The sequence below is a fragment of the Mesorhizobium sp. B2-5-3 genome (genome assembly GCF_006441005.1).
Lineage (GTDB): Bacteria > Pseudomonadota > Alphaproteobacteria > Rhizobiales > Rhizobiaceae > Mesorhizobium.
Window position 1 is genome coordinate 58,918 of sequence record NZ_VFUS01000012.1, and the last position, 17,693, is coordinate 76,610.

General features: G+C 60.0%; 10 protein-coding genes. 6 read left to right on the forward strand and 4 right to left on the reverse strand.

All coding sequences use genetic code 11. The features are described from left to right. Positions 1 to 149: 149 nt before the first annotated feature. Both FJ867_RS23800 and FJ867_RS23805 read right to left on the reverse strand, forming a co-directional pair. Positions 150 to 1,859 (reverse strand): alkaline phosphatase D family protein, encoded by a 1,710-nt coding sequence (locus FJ867_RS23800; protein WP_140525292.1) that lies wholly within the window; start codon positions 1,857 to 1,859, stop codon positions 150 to 152. Next, positions 1,856 to 6,067 (reverse strand): GMC oxidoreductase, encoded by a 4,212-nt coding sequence (locus FJ867_RS23805; RefSeq protein WP_140818768.1) that lies wholly within the window; start codon positions 6,065 to 6,067, stop codon positions 1,856 to 1,858. Before FJ867_RS23805 ends, FJ867_RS23800 begins: the two co-directional genes overlap by 4 nt. A gap of 416 nt (positions 6,068 to 6,483) precedes the next feature. Here FJ867_RS23805 and FJ867_RS23810 point away from each other — a divergent pair, with 416 nt between their 5' ends. Beyond that, complete coding sequence (locus tag FJ867_RS23810) at positions 6,484 to 10,236, forward strand: adenylate/guanylate cyclase domain-containing protein (RefSeq protein WP_181168429.1); 3,753 nt, start codon at positions 6,484 to 6,486, stop codon at positions 10,234 to 10,236. 46 nt (positions 10,237 to 10,282) lie between these two features. After that, positions 10,283 to 10,969 carry a Crp/Fnr family transcriptional regulator gene (locus FJ867_RS23815; protein WP_140763130.1) on the forward strand — a complete coding sequence of 229 codons (687 nt, stop codon included), beginning with the start codon at positions 10,283 to 10,285 and terminating at the stop codon, positions 10,967 to 10,969. Between the two features lie 264 nt (positions 10,970 to 11,233). On the opposite strand, the gene FJ867_RS23820 is transcribed toward FJ867_RS23815, so the two are convergent. Then, positions 11,234 to 11,506 (reverse strand): hypothetical protein, encoded by a 273-nt coding sequence (locus FJ867_RS23820; protein ID WP_140498482.1) that lies wholly within the window; start codon positions 11,504 to 11,506, stop codon positions 11,234 to 11,236. A 224-nt stretch (positions 11,507 to 11,730) separates the two neighbouring features. Beyond that, positions 11,731 to 12,468 (reverse strand): Crp/Fnr family transcriptional regulator, encoded by a 738-nt coding sequence (locus tag FJ867_RS23825; protein WP_140498481.1) that lies wholly within the window; start codon positions 12,466 to 12,468, stop codon positions 11,731 to 11,733. 223 nt (positions 12,469 to 12,691) lie between these two features. Between FJ867_RS23825 and FJ867_RS23830 the strand changes: the two genes are divergently transcribed. From FJ867_RS23830 to FJ867_RS23845, 4 genes are all read left to right on the forward strand, one after another. Beyond that, positions 12,692 to 14,044 (forward strand): substrate-binding protein, encoded by a 1,353-nt coding sequence (locus tag FJ867_RS23830; RefSeq protein ID WP_140673400.1) that lies wholly within the window; start codon positions 12,692 to 12,694, stop codon positions 14,042 to 14,044. Between the two features lie 185 nt (positions 14,045 to 14,229). Continuing rightward, the gene (locus FJ867_RS23835) at positions 14,230 to 15,105 is read left to right on the forward strand and encodes a branched-chain amino acid ABC transporter permease (protein WP_140561321.1); all 876 of its coding nucleotides are present in this window, start codon (positions 14,230 to 14,232) and stop codon (positions 15,103 to 15,105) included. Positions 15,106 to 15,116: 11 nt separating this feature from the next. Continuing rightward, complete coding sequence (locus FJ867_RS23840) at positions 15,117 to 16,952, forward strand: branched-chain amino acid ABC transporter ATP-binding protein/permease (protein WP_140561320.1); 1,836 nt, start codon at positions 15,117 to 15,119, stop codon at positions 16,950 to 16,952. Then, the gene (locus FJ867_RS23845; protein WP_140561318.1) at positions 16,949 to 17,647 is read left to right on the forward strand and encodes an ABC transporter ATP-binding protein; all 699 of its coding nucleotides are present in this window, start codon (positions 16,949 to 16,951) and stop codon (positions 17,645 to 17,647) included. Before FJ867_RS23840 ends, FJ867_RS23845 begins: the two co-directional genes overlap by 4 nt. Positions 17,648 to 17,693 lie beyond the last annotated feature (46 nt).

Sequence of the window (17,693 nt, forward strand, 5' to 3'; positions counted from 1 at the left end):
CAGGCTCATGCAAAGGGCAGGCGATCGTTTGGACATGCGGCCTCAGAGACGATTATCTCGGGATAAATAGCTGCCGCCGCGCCTGATCGAGCGCGGGCCGCTTGGTATAGTGAGAAAAACTGAGTGAAGCCTTATTTCACGCGCAGCTATTACTCTAGGTCGCGCGTGAAGGTTCCGTTCTCCTTGAGCCCCCCGCTGTCGTGGAACTTGACATCCAGACGCCAATGCGAACGGCGGCGGCATGTCGTTACAAGCGCGAAACCGTCGCCAGGGGCGAAACTTGTCTGCACCTCGCAACAATACGGCCCCTGCTCAGGATCGGGATCGGGAAAGCAAAAAGTCTCATTGGCCTGGAAATTGTCGGCAGTTCCGTTCGCAAACGGATATGGCGCGTACAGCGCCGAACTGTGGATACAATGCAGGATGCTCTGCTTGCCGGTTTTGCTGTTTGTTACACGAGCGGTGACCAGGCTGCTCACGTGCTCGTCACCCGACAGGAATACCAGTCCCTTTATTTCCTTGTTGCACACGAACCTGAGCAGTTTATGTAAGGAAAACGGGTATCCATCCCACGCGTCCGAACGCAAGGCACAAGTGGGGGCCTCGGCCACCTCCCGCCGCCGCGGCAGCACTGCCGAGGATGTGAGAACAAATTTGGGCATTTCGGTGTGTTCAGGCTTGGTAAGCCATTCACAAAGTTTGGCGAATTGCGTTGAACCCATGATCCGCGCTTCGCACCAGTTCGAAACCGTCCGTCCTTGACGTTCGGTGCGCGTGTCGCAAAGGAAGAATGGCATACCGTTGTGGGTTAAATCGTCTCGCCAGATGTGTGCCGGCAGGCGCTTTTCCAGCACCTCGGTCTTGCCACGTTCGTACCTGAAGTAAGCCAGCTTCCCAGGCTTTATGACGATATCATTCTTGCGCATCGCCGGGTCGGGGTCTTTTGCCCAATTGTCGCGAATCTCATGATCGTCCAGCATCATTTCAACCGCCATGTCCAAGCGCTGCATCACCGCCTTCACACCGCGGCTCTGGCCCCGGCGTTCGTAGGGTATTCGGAATCGGTCGTTGACTACCTTAGGGTCGAAAAGCCCTGCCGTAGCGTCGATATATACCTGATCGCCGGCCAGCAGCAGCAACGTTGGGGCGCCGGGTTTGCCCAGTAGATCGCCGAGCGCGAGCAGAGACGCATCCGCGGGCCCTCGTGTCGCATGCTGACCGTCGGGCATGTGGTCGAGGAAATCACTGGGGTATTGGCAACTTGCGAGAGCGAATGAAAGGTTCGATACCGCGCGGGCATCGCTCTTGTGCCGATGGCTTCTGTGCGACCTTCCAGGCCTGCCGACGATCAGGCCACCTCGCAAATCATCCAATGTGTCAGTCTCGAGCGCATACCGAATAGCCTCGGCGGCCCTCTTCACCGCGTTCTTGGCATGCGAACCTGTGTCGAGGATTTCAGGTGGTGATCCCGCCGCGTCGGGCAGTTTCGGTAACCGAGCCAAGCCGCCAATACCCTGCGCCTGAACGTACAGCAGCAAGACCAGTACCTGCTGCGCTTCAGGCCACTCATGGAGCGGAACTTCAAATACGTAAGGAGATGCGGGTTGCTTAATATAGTAATGCGGAAGACTATTATAGAGGCTATCGTCGCTCTGTCCTTTCTCGTCGCCGCGGCTCGTAACCGGCGGACCGATCATGTGCAGGCGGTCGCCCTTTGCGTAGACGGGAACAATGAAAGCTGCATGAGGCAAGCCCCGCCCTCCGCTATCGGCCGCTTGCACCAGGATCTTGCCCGCCTCGACCTCTACGCGCACCCCGAAGGCGGGCGCCCTGGCTTCAGAGGGGAGAGAATGCGTCATGGCTTTTCCTCCAAGGGCCCCGGCATATCGGAGATATCCGGCATTCCTAGGTATTTCGCTATAACGCCGCAGATCGACGAGGCGTCTTTGCCGATCAGGCAATCCTGATGACCGTGGCCGGCAATGCACCAGGTCAGGTAGGACGGTTGGCCGAGCGCCAGGAACTGGCCGCTTTTGTCAATAAGATCCCTGATTTCTTCCTCCGATTGCACCGCCTCGACCGCATGCAGAGATGAGTTCAAATGCGGCACGCCGGCCCCTTTGAGCATATTTCGCATCAGTCTTAGCGTTGAGGGGGCGACCAAACCGTTTTCCGCTCCATGGATCGACATCATCGGGAATCTCAGTCGATCCCTCACCCGGTCCGGCAGCACATAGCGATTTATGCCGGCGCGATCGGTCACGGTGTTGAAGCCAGCAAAATGTATGACCTGCGAGACTGTCTCGACGCTGAGCGGGCCGAAGAAATCGTCGATGTGGTCGAGTACGAGGTCAGAGAGATTGTTGAGCGAGAAGGTGCGTGCATAGAGCGCGTCCATCCGATGTCTTGTGCCGACCCAAGGCGTCGCTTTGCCTGGGGGCCAGAGGGGATTCTCGCGCCGATACTCGTCGGACGGCAGCCACATTGCCGAGAGCGCTCTGTCGAGCAATTGACCGGCGAGCGAGATATCGCCATGCGGACTGAACACATAGTCTTCAAGTTGAAGAAAATAACGTACATATCGCATCACATATGCGGCGAGCACATTTGCCGAACTCAACAGCATTGCCGGGCCGACTTGCGAAAACACCACGCGCCCGATCTTATTGTGCAAATTCCTTCGATCATGCTCGCCAAGCACTGCCATGCTGAACATTGCCGCGCCCATGCAATGGCAGACGACATCGAGCCTTTCCTGCCCTGTCGCAGCCAGCACGTGTTGGACGGCGATCGGAATGTCATTCTCCGCCATCTCCTCAAAAGACCAACCGCCTGTGGCGGTAGTCAGGCCTGAACTCGATCGCATATCGAGCACCCAGACATCGCGCCCAGCATCACACAGCGATTGAGCGAGGTTGCCGGGTACGGCAGCATGAGCAAATGTGGTGCCGCTCGCACTGTAACCATGGATGAGCAAGACGGGGCGTTTCGGGACGCCCTTCTCGATCACCTTTGCGGAACTGCCGTCATAGCGGGCCAGGCGAATGCGGATCGGCGGGCTGAGCTGACCTTTCAAGGTCAACCAGTCGATTTGGGGCGCAGGTAAGCCCGGCACCGCCCCGGGCAACCGTTGTGGTTCACGCGCAGATGGCGGGTCGGGGCGGCGAAAACTCAGTGCATGTATCTGAAGCACGACGCGAAAACCGTAGAGTATGAAAGAGGCCAGATCTGCCAGTGCCGCGACACGGTCTTGCTGCCCCACTATCCGCAGCAGAGGCACCGATTGCCGCGCCAGGTATCGTTTGTTTAGCTCTAGCGACGGTAGCTTCTTGCCAATGACGGTCTTGCTCATCTGCGGGAAAACTTCGACCGACATCTCCATCAATTGCTGCCAAGGGCTGGCGCCGCGCGCATAGGTGAGGCGCTTAACCGCTCTGATTTTCTTCTGCGTGAACAGAGAGCTGTCGAACCTCGCGCCCGTGCCGAGATCTTCCGGCTCGACAACCTTGTCGATGTGCAAATCGTATTCGATCAGGCGGACCCCGCCCGCACGCGAGCACAGGTGCAGAATGTCGAGCAGTCTGAGATGGGATGCCCCTCCGCTAGGCGGCGTGAGACGCAACCATTCCTGGCCCTGGCGGACCAAGCGGTAAGCAAAGTCGCGCATCCCGCGGTTGAGCGCCCACGCAAGGATAGCGCGCAGCATTCGGGGCACGGGGCGCGATTCTTCCAGATCGAACAGGTGGAGCGATCCCGAGATCTCCGCCTCGAGCGCAACATGGCTTTCATAGGCCTGATCTGCAATGGGGTCGAACTCCTTTCCTGCACGCAGAATGCGCAGCCGACCATGGGCAATCGGCAAACACCGTCCACGGGGCGTTTGCAGCGCGTAGAGATCGGTGAGCACCACCGGCTTGGTGGTTAGCGTCAGTTCGACCATGTGTGGTTTCACACCGCTGCCGCGCATCGCCAGAGGGACCTTGCCGCGCACCTGTTCGGTCAGTTCGATGCTGGTAGGCGTAGGCGCAGGGTTCGTCCGCGGCGTGGAATATATCGGCCGCGTTTCGCCACGAGAGTTCCCAGGCAAGGGGGCGTTGATCAAACGGCCGCCACTGAGTTGCCATTCCTCCTTGAGCTCGCTGATCGCTCGCAATGCCAGAACGGCTATGGTCAAGGCGGGATTGATGCCCAGCGACGTGGGCACGACCGAGCCATCGAGCACGATCAACCCTTCGTGAGTGCGTCTGAGGCCGACCGCGGCGGCATCGAACACGCGGCCGCAATGATCGGTCACGCCTTGGCGAACGTCGTCACCCATGGCGCAGCCCCCAAGGGGATGCACCGTCAGCAGCGGCCCGCGTTGGCGACCGAACACGGCTTCGAGCCTGTCGGACAAAGGTCGCCACAACAGGTTGTTCACCAGCCGTCCGCCCAATCCAGACTCTCGAAGCAACTTGCCAAGGCGCGCATGATGGTTCTCCAGCCGGGGGTCCAGTCGCAACTCCGGCCAGCGCACCGTGAGCATCCCGTCGGCGAGCATTTTTTCAGCATCCTTTTGCACCCCGTCGGCGCGCAATTTTTCAGCATCCTTTTGCATCCCGTCGGCGCGCATTTTTTCAGGATCGCCTTGCATCTCATCGGCGCTGTTTTGCATCGAGGGCCCTAGCGCAAGTGCTCCCTCCGCGTCGTCGCGGCCGATCATGGCCAGCACCAGGGAGTTGGTGATGGCGGCAGGATTGACGGCTGCGTCGTCTACTCGTGAAGGATCCGGCTCATGCTTCGCCCAGTCGCCATCGGCGACGCGATTGAGCACATCGAATGTGGTGGCGCTTTCCTCAAACAGGCGGCGCAGCGGTCCCGGTACGGCAAGATCCTGGATCACCAGGTCAGTAGCCGCGTTGCCGTCGCGCAGATCGATCATTGCGGTTATTGTCGGGCCGACCGCGCGACCGCAATCCTCGCTTTTGGTGTTTGGGGCCGGATCCTCGGTTTCATCAGCGACGCCATTCACCCTTGCCGCCAAATCATGGGCAACGACGAGCATGTCACCATTGGCGGAGAACTTGCCTCCCAGCTGATCGGAGAACTTTATCCCGCGGATTTGCGAGCGCATCAAAATTTCCGTCGAGCCGAATGTGCCTGCTGCAAGGATCACGCGCCTCGCCAGCAGCGCGAACGGGTTCCGCTGGTTGTCGCGTAGATGGCCATCGGTGTGATTGACGTCCAACTGCCATCCTTCGCCCGCGCGCAAAACGCGCAAGACGGTGGCGCCAGTGACGATTCGTACTCCGCTTTGTCGAGCCAGCCGCAACAAATTCAGGTCGAGGGATTCTTTGGCATTGTAGTTGCAACCAGTGGCGCAGTCGCCGCAACGGCGACATTCGCTCATCGCGACCCCAGCGTGGTTGGTGTGGCAATCGGAAGCGACGGTTATGTGAGCGGGTCGTGCTTTGCCACCAGCCAAATTTCTAATTGCTTCGGACTTGGCCAGGAAAGGCTTGGTGACACGTATCGGCTTGGCTCCCAGCCAATCGCCCAGCCGTTTAGCCGTCTCTGTGAGCGTCGTATCTCTGCGGATTTTGGTGGGCCAGCGTGCTTCCCGGAAAATCTCCGGCAGCGGCATCTCCATCACGCCGGCGTTAATTAATGAGCCTCCACCCAAGCCACACGCGACGAGAGCTACCGCGTCGTCGCTGCAGCGCAAGTCGTAAAGACCATCGAACACGCCGCGTTGGCGTTTCGCAAAGGGGGTGGCAAAGCGGACGTGGCCGCCCAGATCGGCCAATCGCGAAGGGAACATTCCGGCCAGGTACTCCTTGCCGCGTTCCAGTACGCAGATTTTTAAAGATTGGCCTTGCACATCCTTGCAGGCGCTCAATTCGGCGGCAGCCACCGAGCCGCCATAGCCGCTGCCAACGATGGCAACATCAAAGTCATATCCGCCCTTGACGGTTGTCCTTTCCCTATCGGCGATCTGCGGAAAATCGTGGACCAATGTCTCGAGTCGGTGCGAGAGCCAAGCCGTCGCACGTGGCGGCTCCGGCGCTGCCTTGATGTGTACAGGCAATGCGTCCTCCCTAATTTAGATATCAATCATATACGAAATTTGGTGTAACGTCAGGAAGTCACGCAATCTATCGGGGCGATATTCATTCCCTTTAGGAAGTGCGCGGTCGGCGGTGCCTTTCTCTGCCCTGAAACCATGGGCACGGCTGCGGGAAGGAACCCATGGAGGGTACTTGCGAGCTACTTGAGAGTTTTCTGCCGCTGGAATTACTCGGTAGAATTCACGCACTTCGAGCGGATGGCCCAGTAGCCGTCGAATTCCAGGCTGCAGTGGTGTTTGTCGATGTGTCCAGATACACGGCCTTGGTCGAGCAACTAGCACGACGGGGGCAAGAAGGACTTGAAAGAATCCCGAGCCTGCTTAGTCATTCCTACGCACGATGCGTAGAGCAAGTATACAATCGTGGAGGCGAGATTTTGTACCTCGCCGGCGACGAACTGCTGGCCTACTGGTCGGCGGATGTCCGCGGACTTGAAAGCGCGGTGCGAGCGGCGACAGCCTGTGCCAAGGCAATCTGCGGCGGCCGGAACGAGCGTTTGGAGGACGGAACAGCTGAAATCGCACCCGCGCTGCATGTTGGAGTAGGGGCGGGGGCCCTCTGGGCGGCGGCTTTAGGCGGTCAGCCGGTCTGGACTCTCTTTGCAGGCGGAGATGCCATCATGCAGGCCGCTCAGTCCCAAGCGGCTGCGCGCCGATGGGAATATGTACTTTCCGACAAAGCCAACTTGGCCCTTGCGCAGCCGTCTCAATCGCGGCGCAGTCGGCCTACGCTGGCTTCTCCGCCTCCGGGCTGGCTGGCAAGGTTTTTGCCTTTGCAGCTCAGGGACCTGCTGTCCGAAGCCGACTTGCGCTCAGTTGCCGCGGACAGCGCCGTTGCCATCCGTTCCGAAGAAGATCATCCAACGACCGCCCGCTTAGACGCCCTGGCGGAGATTAGGCCGATCACCGCCCTTTTCGCGCGAATTGCCGGACTTGACCATCGTCAACCTCAGGCGCTTGCGCGCTATCAATTGCTATGCGCGACCCTCCAGGAGGATCTGCGTTCGCGCGGTGGGCCGGCCGGCGAGTTGCTCTTTGACGACAAAGGTCTGATTTTCTTTGCGACGTTCGGAGCGCGAGGCAGTTTCCACCGCGACGATCCTTGCCGTGCCGTCGATGCTGCTCGCGCGATCCGTCTGACGGCCCAACGCTTGGGCCTCTCCGCGTCGATGGGCGTGGCTACCGGCGATGCGCTTTTTAGTGTTGTCGGAAGCGCACGTCGGCGCCAGCTGATGGTGATCGGCGCGCCCGTGAATCGGGCGGCGCGGCTTATGACGGCGGCATCGGCAAACGTTCTCTGCGATGCACCAACAGAGCGAGCCAGCCGGACGGCGTTTTGGTTCGAAGAACACGGCACGTTGCAACTGGACGGACTTGGGGACATGGCAACGGTATTTTGTCCCATGGATCCGCGCGCCCCGGTCCAACCTCTTAGTCCGCTGATTGGTCGGCAGAGCGAGCTGGAGTTCCTGAAACGTACGTTCGAGGAGACCCGCCGTGGAGGCAGGCGTTTGCTCGTTGTCTTGGGTGAGTCGGGCATTGGAAAAACCGCTTTGATCAGAGCTTTCACGGACGAACTGCGCTCAACCGCAATCGAGGTTTTGACCGCGCGCGCCGAACGTGACGATCGCCGGACATCGCTCCTGCCATGGCGGCGGGTGCTTGTGTCCCTTCTCGGCCTACCGTCCGACAGCGATGGATTTGCGGTGCTTGATGTCGTCACACAACGGGTTCAAGGCAACTCGTCGCTCGTTGGGCGACTGCCCTTGCTAGGTGATGTTCTGAGCATCGAAATTCCCCAAAACGACGGGACGCGACATCTGGAGGGACCTCATCGCGCTGATGCCACCATGCGTCTTTTGGGTGATCTCATGGATAACTTGGCACCGCGCCCGTTGGCATTGGTCCTGGAGGACAGTCAGTGGCTGGATTCGGCATCGTGGCGCCTCGTCGAGTGGGTTCTCTCATCTCTGTCCTCGTTGCTTCTGGTCCTGTGCGTACGCTCGGACGAAGTTCCGGAGGAGTTAAAAAACCTACGAAGGCGAGCCGAGGCCACAAGAAGGAATACATCCGGAACGGAACCTGACGATCCCGCGCGCCTGTGTCGTATCCTGGATCTTGAGGAACTCAGCGAGGCGTCGATTTGCGAACTGGTCGCCCGCACGCTCGGGGATGTGCCCCCACATGGCGAACTGGCGCGCCGGGTCTCGGCCTTAGCCGGTGGCAATCCGTTTTTCGCCGAGGAGATAGCGCTGACATTAAAGAGCCAGGGGCTCATCGCCATACGCGATGGTTTGTGGTGTCCGATCCGCCCGCTCGAGAGCCTTCGATATTTCGAAGGTGTCGATCGGGTCATTCGGGAGCGCGTTGATCGATTGGAGACCCCAGTCCAGCACGTTCTCAGGGCTGCGGCCGTGATCGGGCGTTCATTTACCGGCGAGGCCCTGGCGACGTTGCTCGAGGGCGAGTTGGATCACGACGGTGTGGGTGCAGCTGTCGAGTCGCTCGTGGCGGCGCATCTCGTGCGTCAGGGCACTGGATCAGGGAACTACGAGTTCCGTCATGATCAAATCCGAGACGTCGTTTATGGCTCAATTCCCAGTGAAGTGCGACAGCGACTTCATGCAGCTCTGGCCGTTTGGATCGAGTCGAGCCAGTCGGCCGCCATGGGCGCGGATGTCGCGGCCCTCGTTCAGCATTTTGAGGCCGCCGGAAACAATTTCAAGGCAGTTGGATATGCCAATTTGGCAGCAATCAAGGCGCTGCAGGTCGGTGCTTTTCGAGAGGTCGAGGCGTTTCTGGAAATCTGCTTGAGATACGAGTCGAAGCAGCCTTGGAGTGCTGAGCAAAGACTTCAGTCGGTGCGTTGGCGCAGGCAGCTCGGCGAGGCCCATTACAGTCGTGGCGACCTCCATGCTCAGGGCATTTCGGTGAGGCGCGCCCTCACCTTGGCGGGCACGCCGGTTCCACGTTCCTCGGCAGCCCTTTTGATGCGGCTGCTTGGGGGTGGAATGCGGCTCGCGTTCCAACAAGTGTTACCTCCTTCGCTATGGTCAACTCAGGATGGTGTGCTGGACTCCTGGGAGCGAGAACTAGCTCGCTGCCTTAACCAGGCGGCGGTCGTGGACTATTTCGAGCTTCGCTTTTCGCGAGCGTTTTCCCACACCGTCGCGGCTGTCGCCCATGCGGAGCGCACGGGGCTCACCATGGAGATGGTGGTCGCGTCCGCCCAACTGGCATGCGGGCTGGGAATTCTGGGGCGCCGGCGCGCTTGCAACTACTTCATGGCAAGGGCAGAACGGGTGGTGACTGCGCTCGCCGATCCAGCGGTCCATGCCCACCTGTGTAATCTCGATGCGCTCTGGCGCATCGGCCGCTGCGACTGGCTGATGGTAGATCGTCGTCTGGATCAGTCTCAAGAGCTGTGTCTAAAGGCGGGCGATCAACTAAGTTGGTGCAACGCCCAGGCCATGCGCTTCTGGTCAATGTACTACCGCGGTGAATCGGGTGCGCTGGAGTACACCGCCCAGGCGCTGCTCTCCCGCGCGCAGAACAGCGGAAACCTCCAGCAAGAGATTTGGGCGCTCCGATGCAAGTCGTTGTGTGTGCTCCACACGGATAGCCCCCGTGAAGCGGTCGACATCCTTCGGCTGACCACGTCCGCTATGGTCGGATCCGCCGATCTCGCCGACTTGGTCTCCGCCAAAGGGTCGCTTGCGCTCGCGCTTGCACGGGTCGGGCTCCATGCTGAGAGCCTTCGGGCTGTGGTCGAGACGCTACGCCTGCTGCGCGAGATGCGTCGGCCGACTGTGCACAGCACACTGCCCGGCATTGCCGGCGTGTGCGAAGTGCTTCTGCGCGGCAGGGAGGCAGGCCTCTCGCGCGAGTACGACCAGTGGCGCCACTGGGAGCGCCAAGCGCTGCATGAGCTCAAGCGCTACCGCCGCGCGTTTCCTGTCGGCACCGCCCAATATGGGCTGTGGGTCGGCGTGGCCCATTGGCTGGACGGACGCGGTGACCGCGCCGTCTCTACTTGGCGGCAAGCACTCGCGGCTGCGCGGCGCCTCTCGTTACGCAGGGATCAGTCGATCATTGCGGCCGAGCTGAGGCGCCGGCAAGACAAGATCTAAGATACTCTCCTGCGTTGGAGTATCCGATCGGCAACTTGGGGGCGACATGGCTTTTGGCGGCGCGAACGAAAGAAATGATCTCCCGCGCCTTGCACGGATCGATCCGCGCCTGTTCGATCTTCTTTTCGGCGGCTGCAAGGTTGAACGCCACGCGGCGGGCCAGATTCTCTTCGTCCAGGAAGATCCATCCGATCGTATTTACGGGGTGATGAGCGGGACGGTGGAGATCTCGATGTATTCGCCGGGAGGCCGGAAGCTGGTGGCCAATATCGAGCTTTCGCACAGCTTGGTCGGAGAGATCGGCGCGCTCGACGGGCGCCCGCGCACCGCAACCGCCACTTGCCTGACCGTTTGCGATCTGGCCTCGCTCGGTCGGAAGCAGCTCTTCGATCGCATCGAAAAAACTCCACCTCTGGCACGCGCCATGATTGAGCTTTTGTGCGCACGGCTGCGTTGGGTCAGCGGCGAACTTGGCGATCAGGCTTTCTTCGGCATTGAGGCCAGGCTGGCAAAACGACTGGTCTTTTTGGCCGGCGTTATGGCGGATGGCTCAGGTTGGATACCGATCTCCCAGTCCGAACTGGGGGAGTTCCTGGGCGCCACGCGCGAGTCCGTCAACAAGACACTTAACGATTGGCGCAACCGTTCGATCATCGCAATCAAGCGTGGTGGCCTGCGCATAACGAATGCCGGTGCGCTTCGTCACATTGCCGAGTCACAGGACGATGACTGATCTCGCCATTCGCAATCGGCGCGCGCATCAGAGCCGCGAATCAGATTGCGCAACGAAGACCGGATCGGCATGAAGGGATAGTCCTCCACCTGTCGTGGTGACGAACTGGGAACCTCCGTTCAGCATCCTGACGCCGTCCCAGGCGATTGGACCTGCCACGGCTGTCGCGCGATCTATGGTCGGGCTTTTCTTAATAGTCCGTCGGTCAGTCGGTACCCGCTCAAGGAGGCAGAGCGGTGGCGCTAGCCACCGCTCTTATCTGGATCAATTCCGGCAGTCCGGGCTGACAGGATCGTACTGGTGTGGGCTGACCCCCATGCACTTGGAGTTCGAAGCGCCACCAGGCAATCCGATCGACCCGGTCGGGAAGCCATACACCGCTTCTTCTGAAGCCAATGAATGTTGACCCTTCAAGTCACCTGGGGCTTCGAAGTCACCATTGTCGGCTCGCAGACTGTGGACGAAGGTCGAGTCGATCGCGAACGAAGGCACCGTGAGGATGAAGAATGCAGACGCAGCTGTAATGATCTTATACATGTTTCTCTCCCTTTGGTTGATGGCATCACAAAATTCGTGATGAGAACGAAATTGGCTTAGTTTAAAAACCAACTTCCTCTTCGGGCTTGATCTTTGCTATTTTCTTTATGATCTGTCCGAAAGAGAGACTAAATTGCCTGCTCTGTCATCTCTTGTACGCCGCGGGTGAGATTTGTATGTGAAGGAATTCACGCAGGGTGCTAATATGATCGACGGGACGCTTTTCATTCCCGCTGCTTCAGCACCGGGATCGGAACGAGGGACATCGGCTGGTACTGAGCCAGTCTTCGAAGGCCCGCAAGATCAGTCAAGTCGATGAAGCGCGCGTTGCTGGTGATAAGCTGTTCGGCGCGCAATTGCTGAATGATGCGATTGAGATGGGGCACGCTCAACCCGAGCGCGTCCGCCATGATTTCCTGTGAAAACGGCAGATCGAAACTTGCTTCGTCGGCGCGTTCGACTTCCAGGAGACGCGCGTGAATCTCCAGCAAAAGGTGCGCCAACCTTTCAATCGGAGTGCGCCGACCTAGATTGACGATGTGTTCCGCATAAGTCGCTGCCTCTTGGGCGGCGAGCCAACTTAACACCAGACCGAATTGGGGCTGCTCGTAGCAGAGACGAATGTACGCGTCGAACGAGCAGACGGCGTAGGTCAGTTCGCTCACGGCAACGACCGAACAAGTGGATCGATCGAAAAAGCTGACCGGGAATCCAATGACATCACCGGGCAGGATGAGCTTCAGGATTTGCCGCCTGCCGCTGCGCAGCAACCTGTAGCGGATCGCGTAGCCGTCTTTAACAAAGCACAGGTTTCGGAACTCGGAGCCGTGAACGACGAGTTCCTCCCGTTTCCGAATGGTAAGATCGCGCTCGAAGATTGCCTCAAGACGTTTGATGTCTAGCGAATCCAGCTTCATTGCACGTGTCAGTCGGGTCACAATCGGGTGGCCGGTCAGCGGCATGCCATGCTCCAAATGTTCATGACCTTCAACGAAACTTTCCTATGCTTATTAATCCAGATCAATGAACAGAATCATCAAACGAAAGTTGTATTGACTGGCAGGCCTACGCCACTGCGAATGCCCATGCAAATAGGCAATTTTCAGCGTTTCGCTGGAAAAAACCGGTTTCCGGGAACAACAAATGAGAGCCGTCCGACGGCTCCACGCTAAGGAGGAACAGCTGATGCCGCTCGACGATCAAAATACTTCCAATATATCCCGCCGTACCATGCTGCACGCGGGCGCAGGTCTTCTCGGTAGTGCCGTTCTGCCCTTATCCAGCTTTGCGGCTTTTGCAGCCGACGACAAGCCCGCGATAGGCACCTGGCCGGCCGGGTCGGCGGGCGACACCGTCTACATCGGAGCCGCGGTGCCCCTTACCGGTGCCTATGCCGTGCAGGGTGCTGATGAACTTAAGGGCTGGCAGCTGGCGGTCGACCACATCAACAACGGCCATGAGTTGATGAAGGCGTTGGCGCCGAAAGTCGACAAGGGGTTGCTCGGCAAGAAGGTCGAGCTGTTGTCCGCCGACAGCGCGGCCAAGCCGAACCAGGCCGTCGAGCTCGAGCAGAATTTCATCCACCAAAACAACATCATCCTGATGACTGGCTCGACTTCATCGGCGGTCGCGGTTGCGCTCAACAAATTCGCGCAGCGCGAGAAGATCCTCTACGTCGCGGGCATCTCCGGCTCAAACGACACAACAGGCAAGGACTGTGTCCGCTACGGCTTCCGCCAGAACTTCTACGGCCAGACCGCAGCCAACGCGATCGGCCCGATCCTTCTGAAGACCTACGGAAAGGGAAAGAAGGCGGCATTCATGACGCCGGACTACACTTACGGTCACACCGTCACCAAGTCGGTGAACGACTACCTGACCTCTCAGGGTGGATGGGAGATGGTGACGGACCAGGTCTCGCCGCTAGGCACCCAGGATTTCAGCCAGTATCTGACCAACATCGCCAATTCGGGCGCCGAATTCATTGTCAACGTCAACTGGGGCCGCGACGCGGTGCTGTCGATCCAGCAGGCCAAGCAGTTCGGCCTGACTCCGAGCATGAAGATGGTCATCCCCTACCAGATCCCCTTCCTTGCCAAGGAAGTAGGCCCCGAACTGACAGCCGGCGTTTTTGCCGCTACCGATTTCTGGTGGACCCTGCAGGACAAGTACCCGCTCGCCAAGCAGTTCGTGGACGCGTTCCAGAAAAAGTTCGGTTATCGGCCGGAATGGGGCGCCGAAAATGCCTATGTCAGCTTCGCTCATTGGGCGCGCATGGTGTCGCAGGCCGGTAGCTTCTATCCGCCGGACGTCATCAAGCAATACGAGAAGGGTGAGACCATCCCTTCACTCGTCGGCGACGTTCACTATCGGCCGGAAGACCATCAGTGCGTGCGACCGGTCGTACTCGTCCAGGGTAAGGACCCCAAGGACATGAAGAGCGACGACGACTACTGGAACGTGGTCGAGGTGGTCGATGGCGCGCCGCTGATGCAGAAGCCTGACGAGTTCGGCTGCAACCTGGGCAGCTACACCTGATATCCCGCAGCGCCTTCTCCGCCCGTCACGGGTGGAGAAGGCGCTCGCACCGGGACTGGCTCTGGCTGGACGCAGACGGTTCGTCTCCCGGCGGTCGGTGGAATGTCGATTGTTCGCGACTTGTCAACCAAACCCTTGCTGGCGCGAGGGCAGGGCATATTTTTCATGATTAAGGTGGGCGCAGAGTGATCAACTGGGCAAATTTCATCTCGCAGTGCTTCAATGGGCTCGTGCTCGGCGCGCTTCTGGCGCTGATCTCCTCCGGGCTGACCATCATCTACGGGACGCTCGGCGTCCTGAACCTTGCCCATGGCGCGATGTTCATGCTCGGAGGCTATGCCGGCTGGCTCGCCTACACCTACACAGGTTCATTCCTGGCCGCGGTGGCGGCCGGATCGCTGTTCGTGATGATCGTCGGCGTGTTGATCGAGCGGCTGATCATTCGCCATTTCTACATGCGGCCGCTTGAGGACCAGCTTCTCGTTACGTTCGGGCTCGGCATCGTTTTCGTCGAGACGATCCGCTTCTTCTTCGGCAGCCTCTCGCGCACGGTGCCGCCGCCCGCCTCGCTGGTCGGCATCACCCATCTGGGCTTCATGGTCTATCCCACCTACCGATTGGCGCTCCTCGGCATCGTCGCCCTGGCGCTGCTGATGCTCTATGTCGTGCTCTATCGCACCCGCATCGGGATGATCGTGCGAGCAGGCATCGAGGATTCGGTAATGGTCGATTCGCTTGGAATCGACGTCTACAAGATCTTCATGCTCGTCTTCGGCATCGGAGCCATGGCGGCCGGCTTCGCCGGCATTGTCAATGCACCCGTGGTGTCGATCGCGCCCGATGTCGGGGAAGCCATACTGGTCCAGACCTTCGTGGTCGTGGTGATCGGCGGCGTCGGTTCCTTTCCGGGCGCGATCCTCGGCGGCCTCATCGCCGGCGAAATCATCAGCATCACCTCGATGTTCAATCCCGGTTATTCGTATGTCATGCTGTTCGTGGCGATGACTCTGGTGCTGGTGCTTCGCCCGCACGGGCTGCTCGGCACGGCAGGGCGCGAGTAGACGCGGTCGCCATGAACATCAAACATCCCTTCCTTGTCGAGCTTCTGACGGCGCTGGCGCTCGTCCTGGCGCCGTTCGTGCTGCCCCATCTCGGCTTTTCGCCCAGCACGATCAATCGTATCCTTATATGGGGCCTGTTCGGGATCGGCTTCGACATCCTGTTCGGCTACACGGGATTGCTGTCGTTCGGCCAGTCGGCCTTCTACGGTACTGGCGGGATGTTCGCCGCCTATCTCCTGACTGAAACCGGCTTCTCCTATGTCATGGCTGCCATCGTCATGGGCGCCGTCGTGTCGGGTGTCGTCGGCTATGTGATCGGCCTGATCGCCCTGAGACGCACCGGCATCTATTTCGCCATGATCACGGTGGCCATCGCCGAAGTCTTCTTCTTTGTCGAGTTCAATCCGCTCTCGGCATTCACAGGCGGCGAGAACGGCTTGCCTGGCGTGCCAACCCCGGTCGTCAACCTCGGCTTCACGGTACTCGAATTCAACACCGACTGGACGATGTATACCTTCCTGGCGTTCTGGTATTTCGTGGGCATTGTCGTCGCACTTCGCATCGTACGCTCGCCGGTTGGCGCGATCCTTTCGGCGATCCGTGACAATCCGCTCCGCGCCGCGGCGCTCGGCCACGACATACACGGCTACAAGCTCACGGCCTTCGTGGTTGCGGCGATCTATGCCGGCTTTGCCGGCGGCCTGTTGGGCGTCATGCAGGGCTTCATGCCGCCGGACGCTTTCATGTTCGACACGTCTGGCCAGGTCGTGATGCAGACGGCGATCGGCGGTGCCGGCACACTGTTCGGGCCGCTGGTGGGCGCGACGGTGTGGCTCTATCTGAGCGACTTTTTCCAGAACACATTGCATCTCGGCGCCACATGGAAGTTGGTGCTCGGCATCGTTTTCGTGCTGCTGGTCTGCTTCCTGCGGCGCGGCATCGTCGGTGCGATCGTCGATCTCTATGGGTTGACCGGCGGCCGCAAGCGCATCGAACGGGCCAATCCCGCGGTCGAGAGTGCGCCGCACGTCGTGACCGTCGTCGAACCGATGCCGGCGCGCCGGCATGGCACTGCGCCAGCATCCGGACCGATCCTGCAGGTGCAGGGCCTAACCAAACGCTATGGCGGTATCACAGCCAACAGCGACATCGACTTCAGCGTCGACCATGGGGAGATAAGGGGCATCATTGGACCCAACGGCGCGGGCAAGACGACGTTCTTCAAGATGCTCACCTGCGAGATCGCGCCGACCTCCGGCCGCATCATACTGGCCGGCCGCGACATTACGGGCATGGGTGTGTCCGAGGTGTGCCAGCTCGGGCTCACCAAGAGCTACCAGATCAACCAGCTGTTCGACCGCCTGACGGTGCGGCGGAACCTGATGATTGCCGCGCTGGGCGAGGCGCGTGGAAAGTTCCGGCTTGACCTGTTCAAGAGTATCCACAGCGTTCCCGGTCTCAATGAGCAGGTCGAGCGAACGGCGGCGCTGGTGAACCTTACGGCGCGGCTCGATCGGCCCGTTTCGGAACTGGCCTATGGCGAGAAGCGGCGGCTGGAAATCGGCCTTGCGCTGGCGACGTCGCCGAGCCTGCTCCTGCTTGACGAGCCGCTTGCCGGCATGAGCCCGCGCGAGCGCGTCGAGACCGTGGCGCTGCTCAAGTCAATCGCGCGTGGACGCACGATGATCATCATCGACCACGACATGGATTCGCTCTTCGAGCTGGTCGAGAAAGTGACCGTCCTGCAGGAGGGCAGGGTACTGGTCGAAGGCATGCCCGCTGAGATCAAGACCAACGCAAAGGTGCAGGAAGCCTACCTCGGCGGGGTACATGGAGAGGTTGCATGAGCCTGCTCGAAGTCAGGGCGTTGAACAGCTATTATGGCGACAGTCACATTCTGTTCGACGTCTCATTGAGGGTCGAGAAAAACGAGGTCGTGGCGCTGCTCGGGCGCAACGGCGCGGGCAAGTCGACGACGCTGAAGAGCCTGATGGGCGTGGTGACGCCACGAGCCGGCTCGGTTGAGCTCGACGGGGTTGAGCTGGTTGGCAGGAAGGCGCACAGCATCGCTCGGGAAGGCATGCAGCTCGTGCACGAAAATCGGCGCATCTTCGGCAGCCTGAGCGTCGAGGAAAACATCATTCTGGCCGGATTGACCGCCGACGGCCGCTGGCCGCTGGAACGCATCTACACGATGTTCCCACGGCTGAAGGAACGGCGCACCAGCCGTGGCACGGATCTCTCGGGTGGCGAACAGCAGATGCTGGCCATAGCCCGTGCATTGGTGCGCAACCCGAAGATCCTTCTGCTTGATGAGCCCTTCGAAGGACTTGCTCCAGTCATTGTGCACGATCTGGTGCGCGCCTGCCGCGAACTGGCCCAGGCAGGGCAGACAATCGTGCTGGTGGAACAGAACATCGCCGCGACGCTGGCGCTCGCGAGCCGCGTTTATATCATCAATAACGGCCATATCGCCCACGAGGGCCCGGCCGCCGAGCTCAAGACACAGCCGGGGCTGCTGCAGCATCATCTCGGCGTCTAGGGGCGAGCAGCCGCGGACGGCGTTCGACTTCCGACCGCCTTCGGCC

Coding starts and splice junctions, on each gene's coding strand:
- FJ867_RS23845 (WP_140561318.1), top strand. CDS start 16,949: ATGAGCCTGCTCGAAGTCAGGGCGTTGAACAGCTATTATGGCGACAGT.
- FJ867_RS23840 (WP_140561320.1), top strand. CDS start 15,117: ATGAACATCAAACATCCCTTCCTTGTCGAGCTTCTGACGGCGCTGGCG.
- FJ867_RS23830 (WP_140673400.1), top strand. CDS start 12,692: ATGCCGCTCGACGATCAAAATACTTCCAATATATCCCGCCGTACCATG.
- FJ867_RS23815 (WP_140763130.1), top strand. CDS start 10,283: ATGGCTTTTGGCGGCGCGAACGAAAGAAATGATCTCCCGCGCCTTGCA.
- FJ867_RS23800 (WP_140525292.1), bottom strand. CDS start 1,859: ATGACGCATTCTCTCCCCTCTGAAGCCAGGGCGCCCGCCTTCGGGGTG.
- FJ867_RS23825 (WP_140498481.1), bottom strand. CDS start 12,468: ATGCCGCTGACCGGCCACCCGATTGTGACCCGACTGACACGTGCAATG.
- FJ867_RS23820 (WP_140498482.1), bottom strand. CDS start 11,506: ATGTATAAGATCATTACAGCTGCGTCTGCATTCTTCATCCTCACGGTG.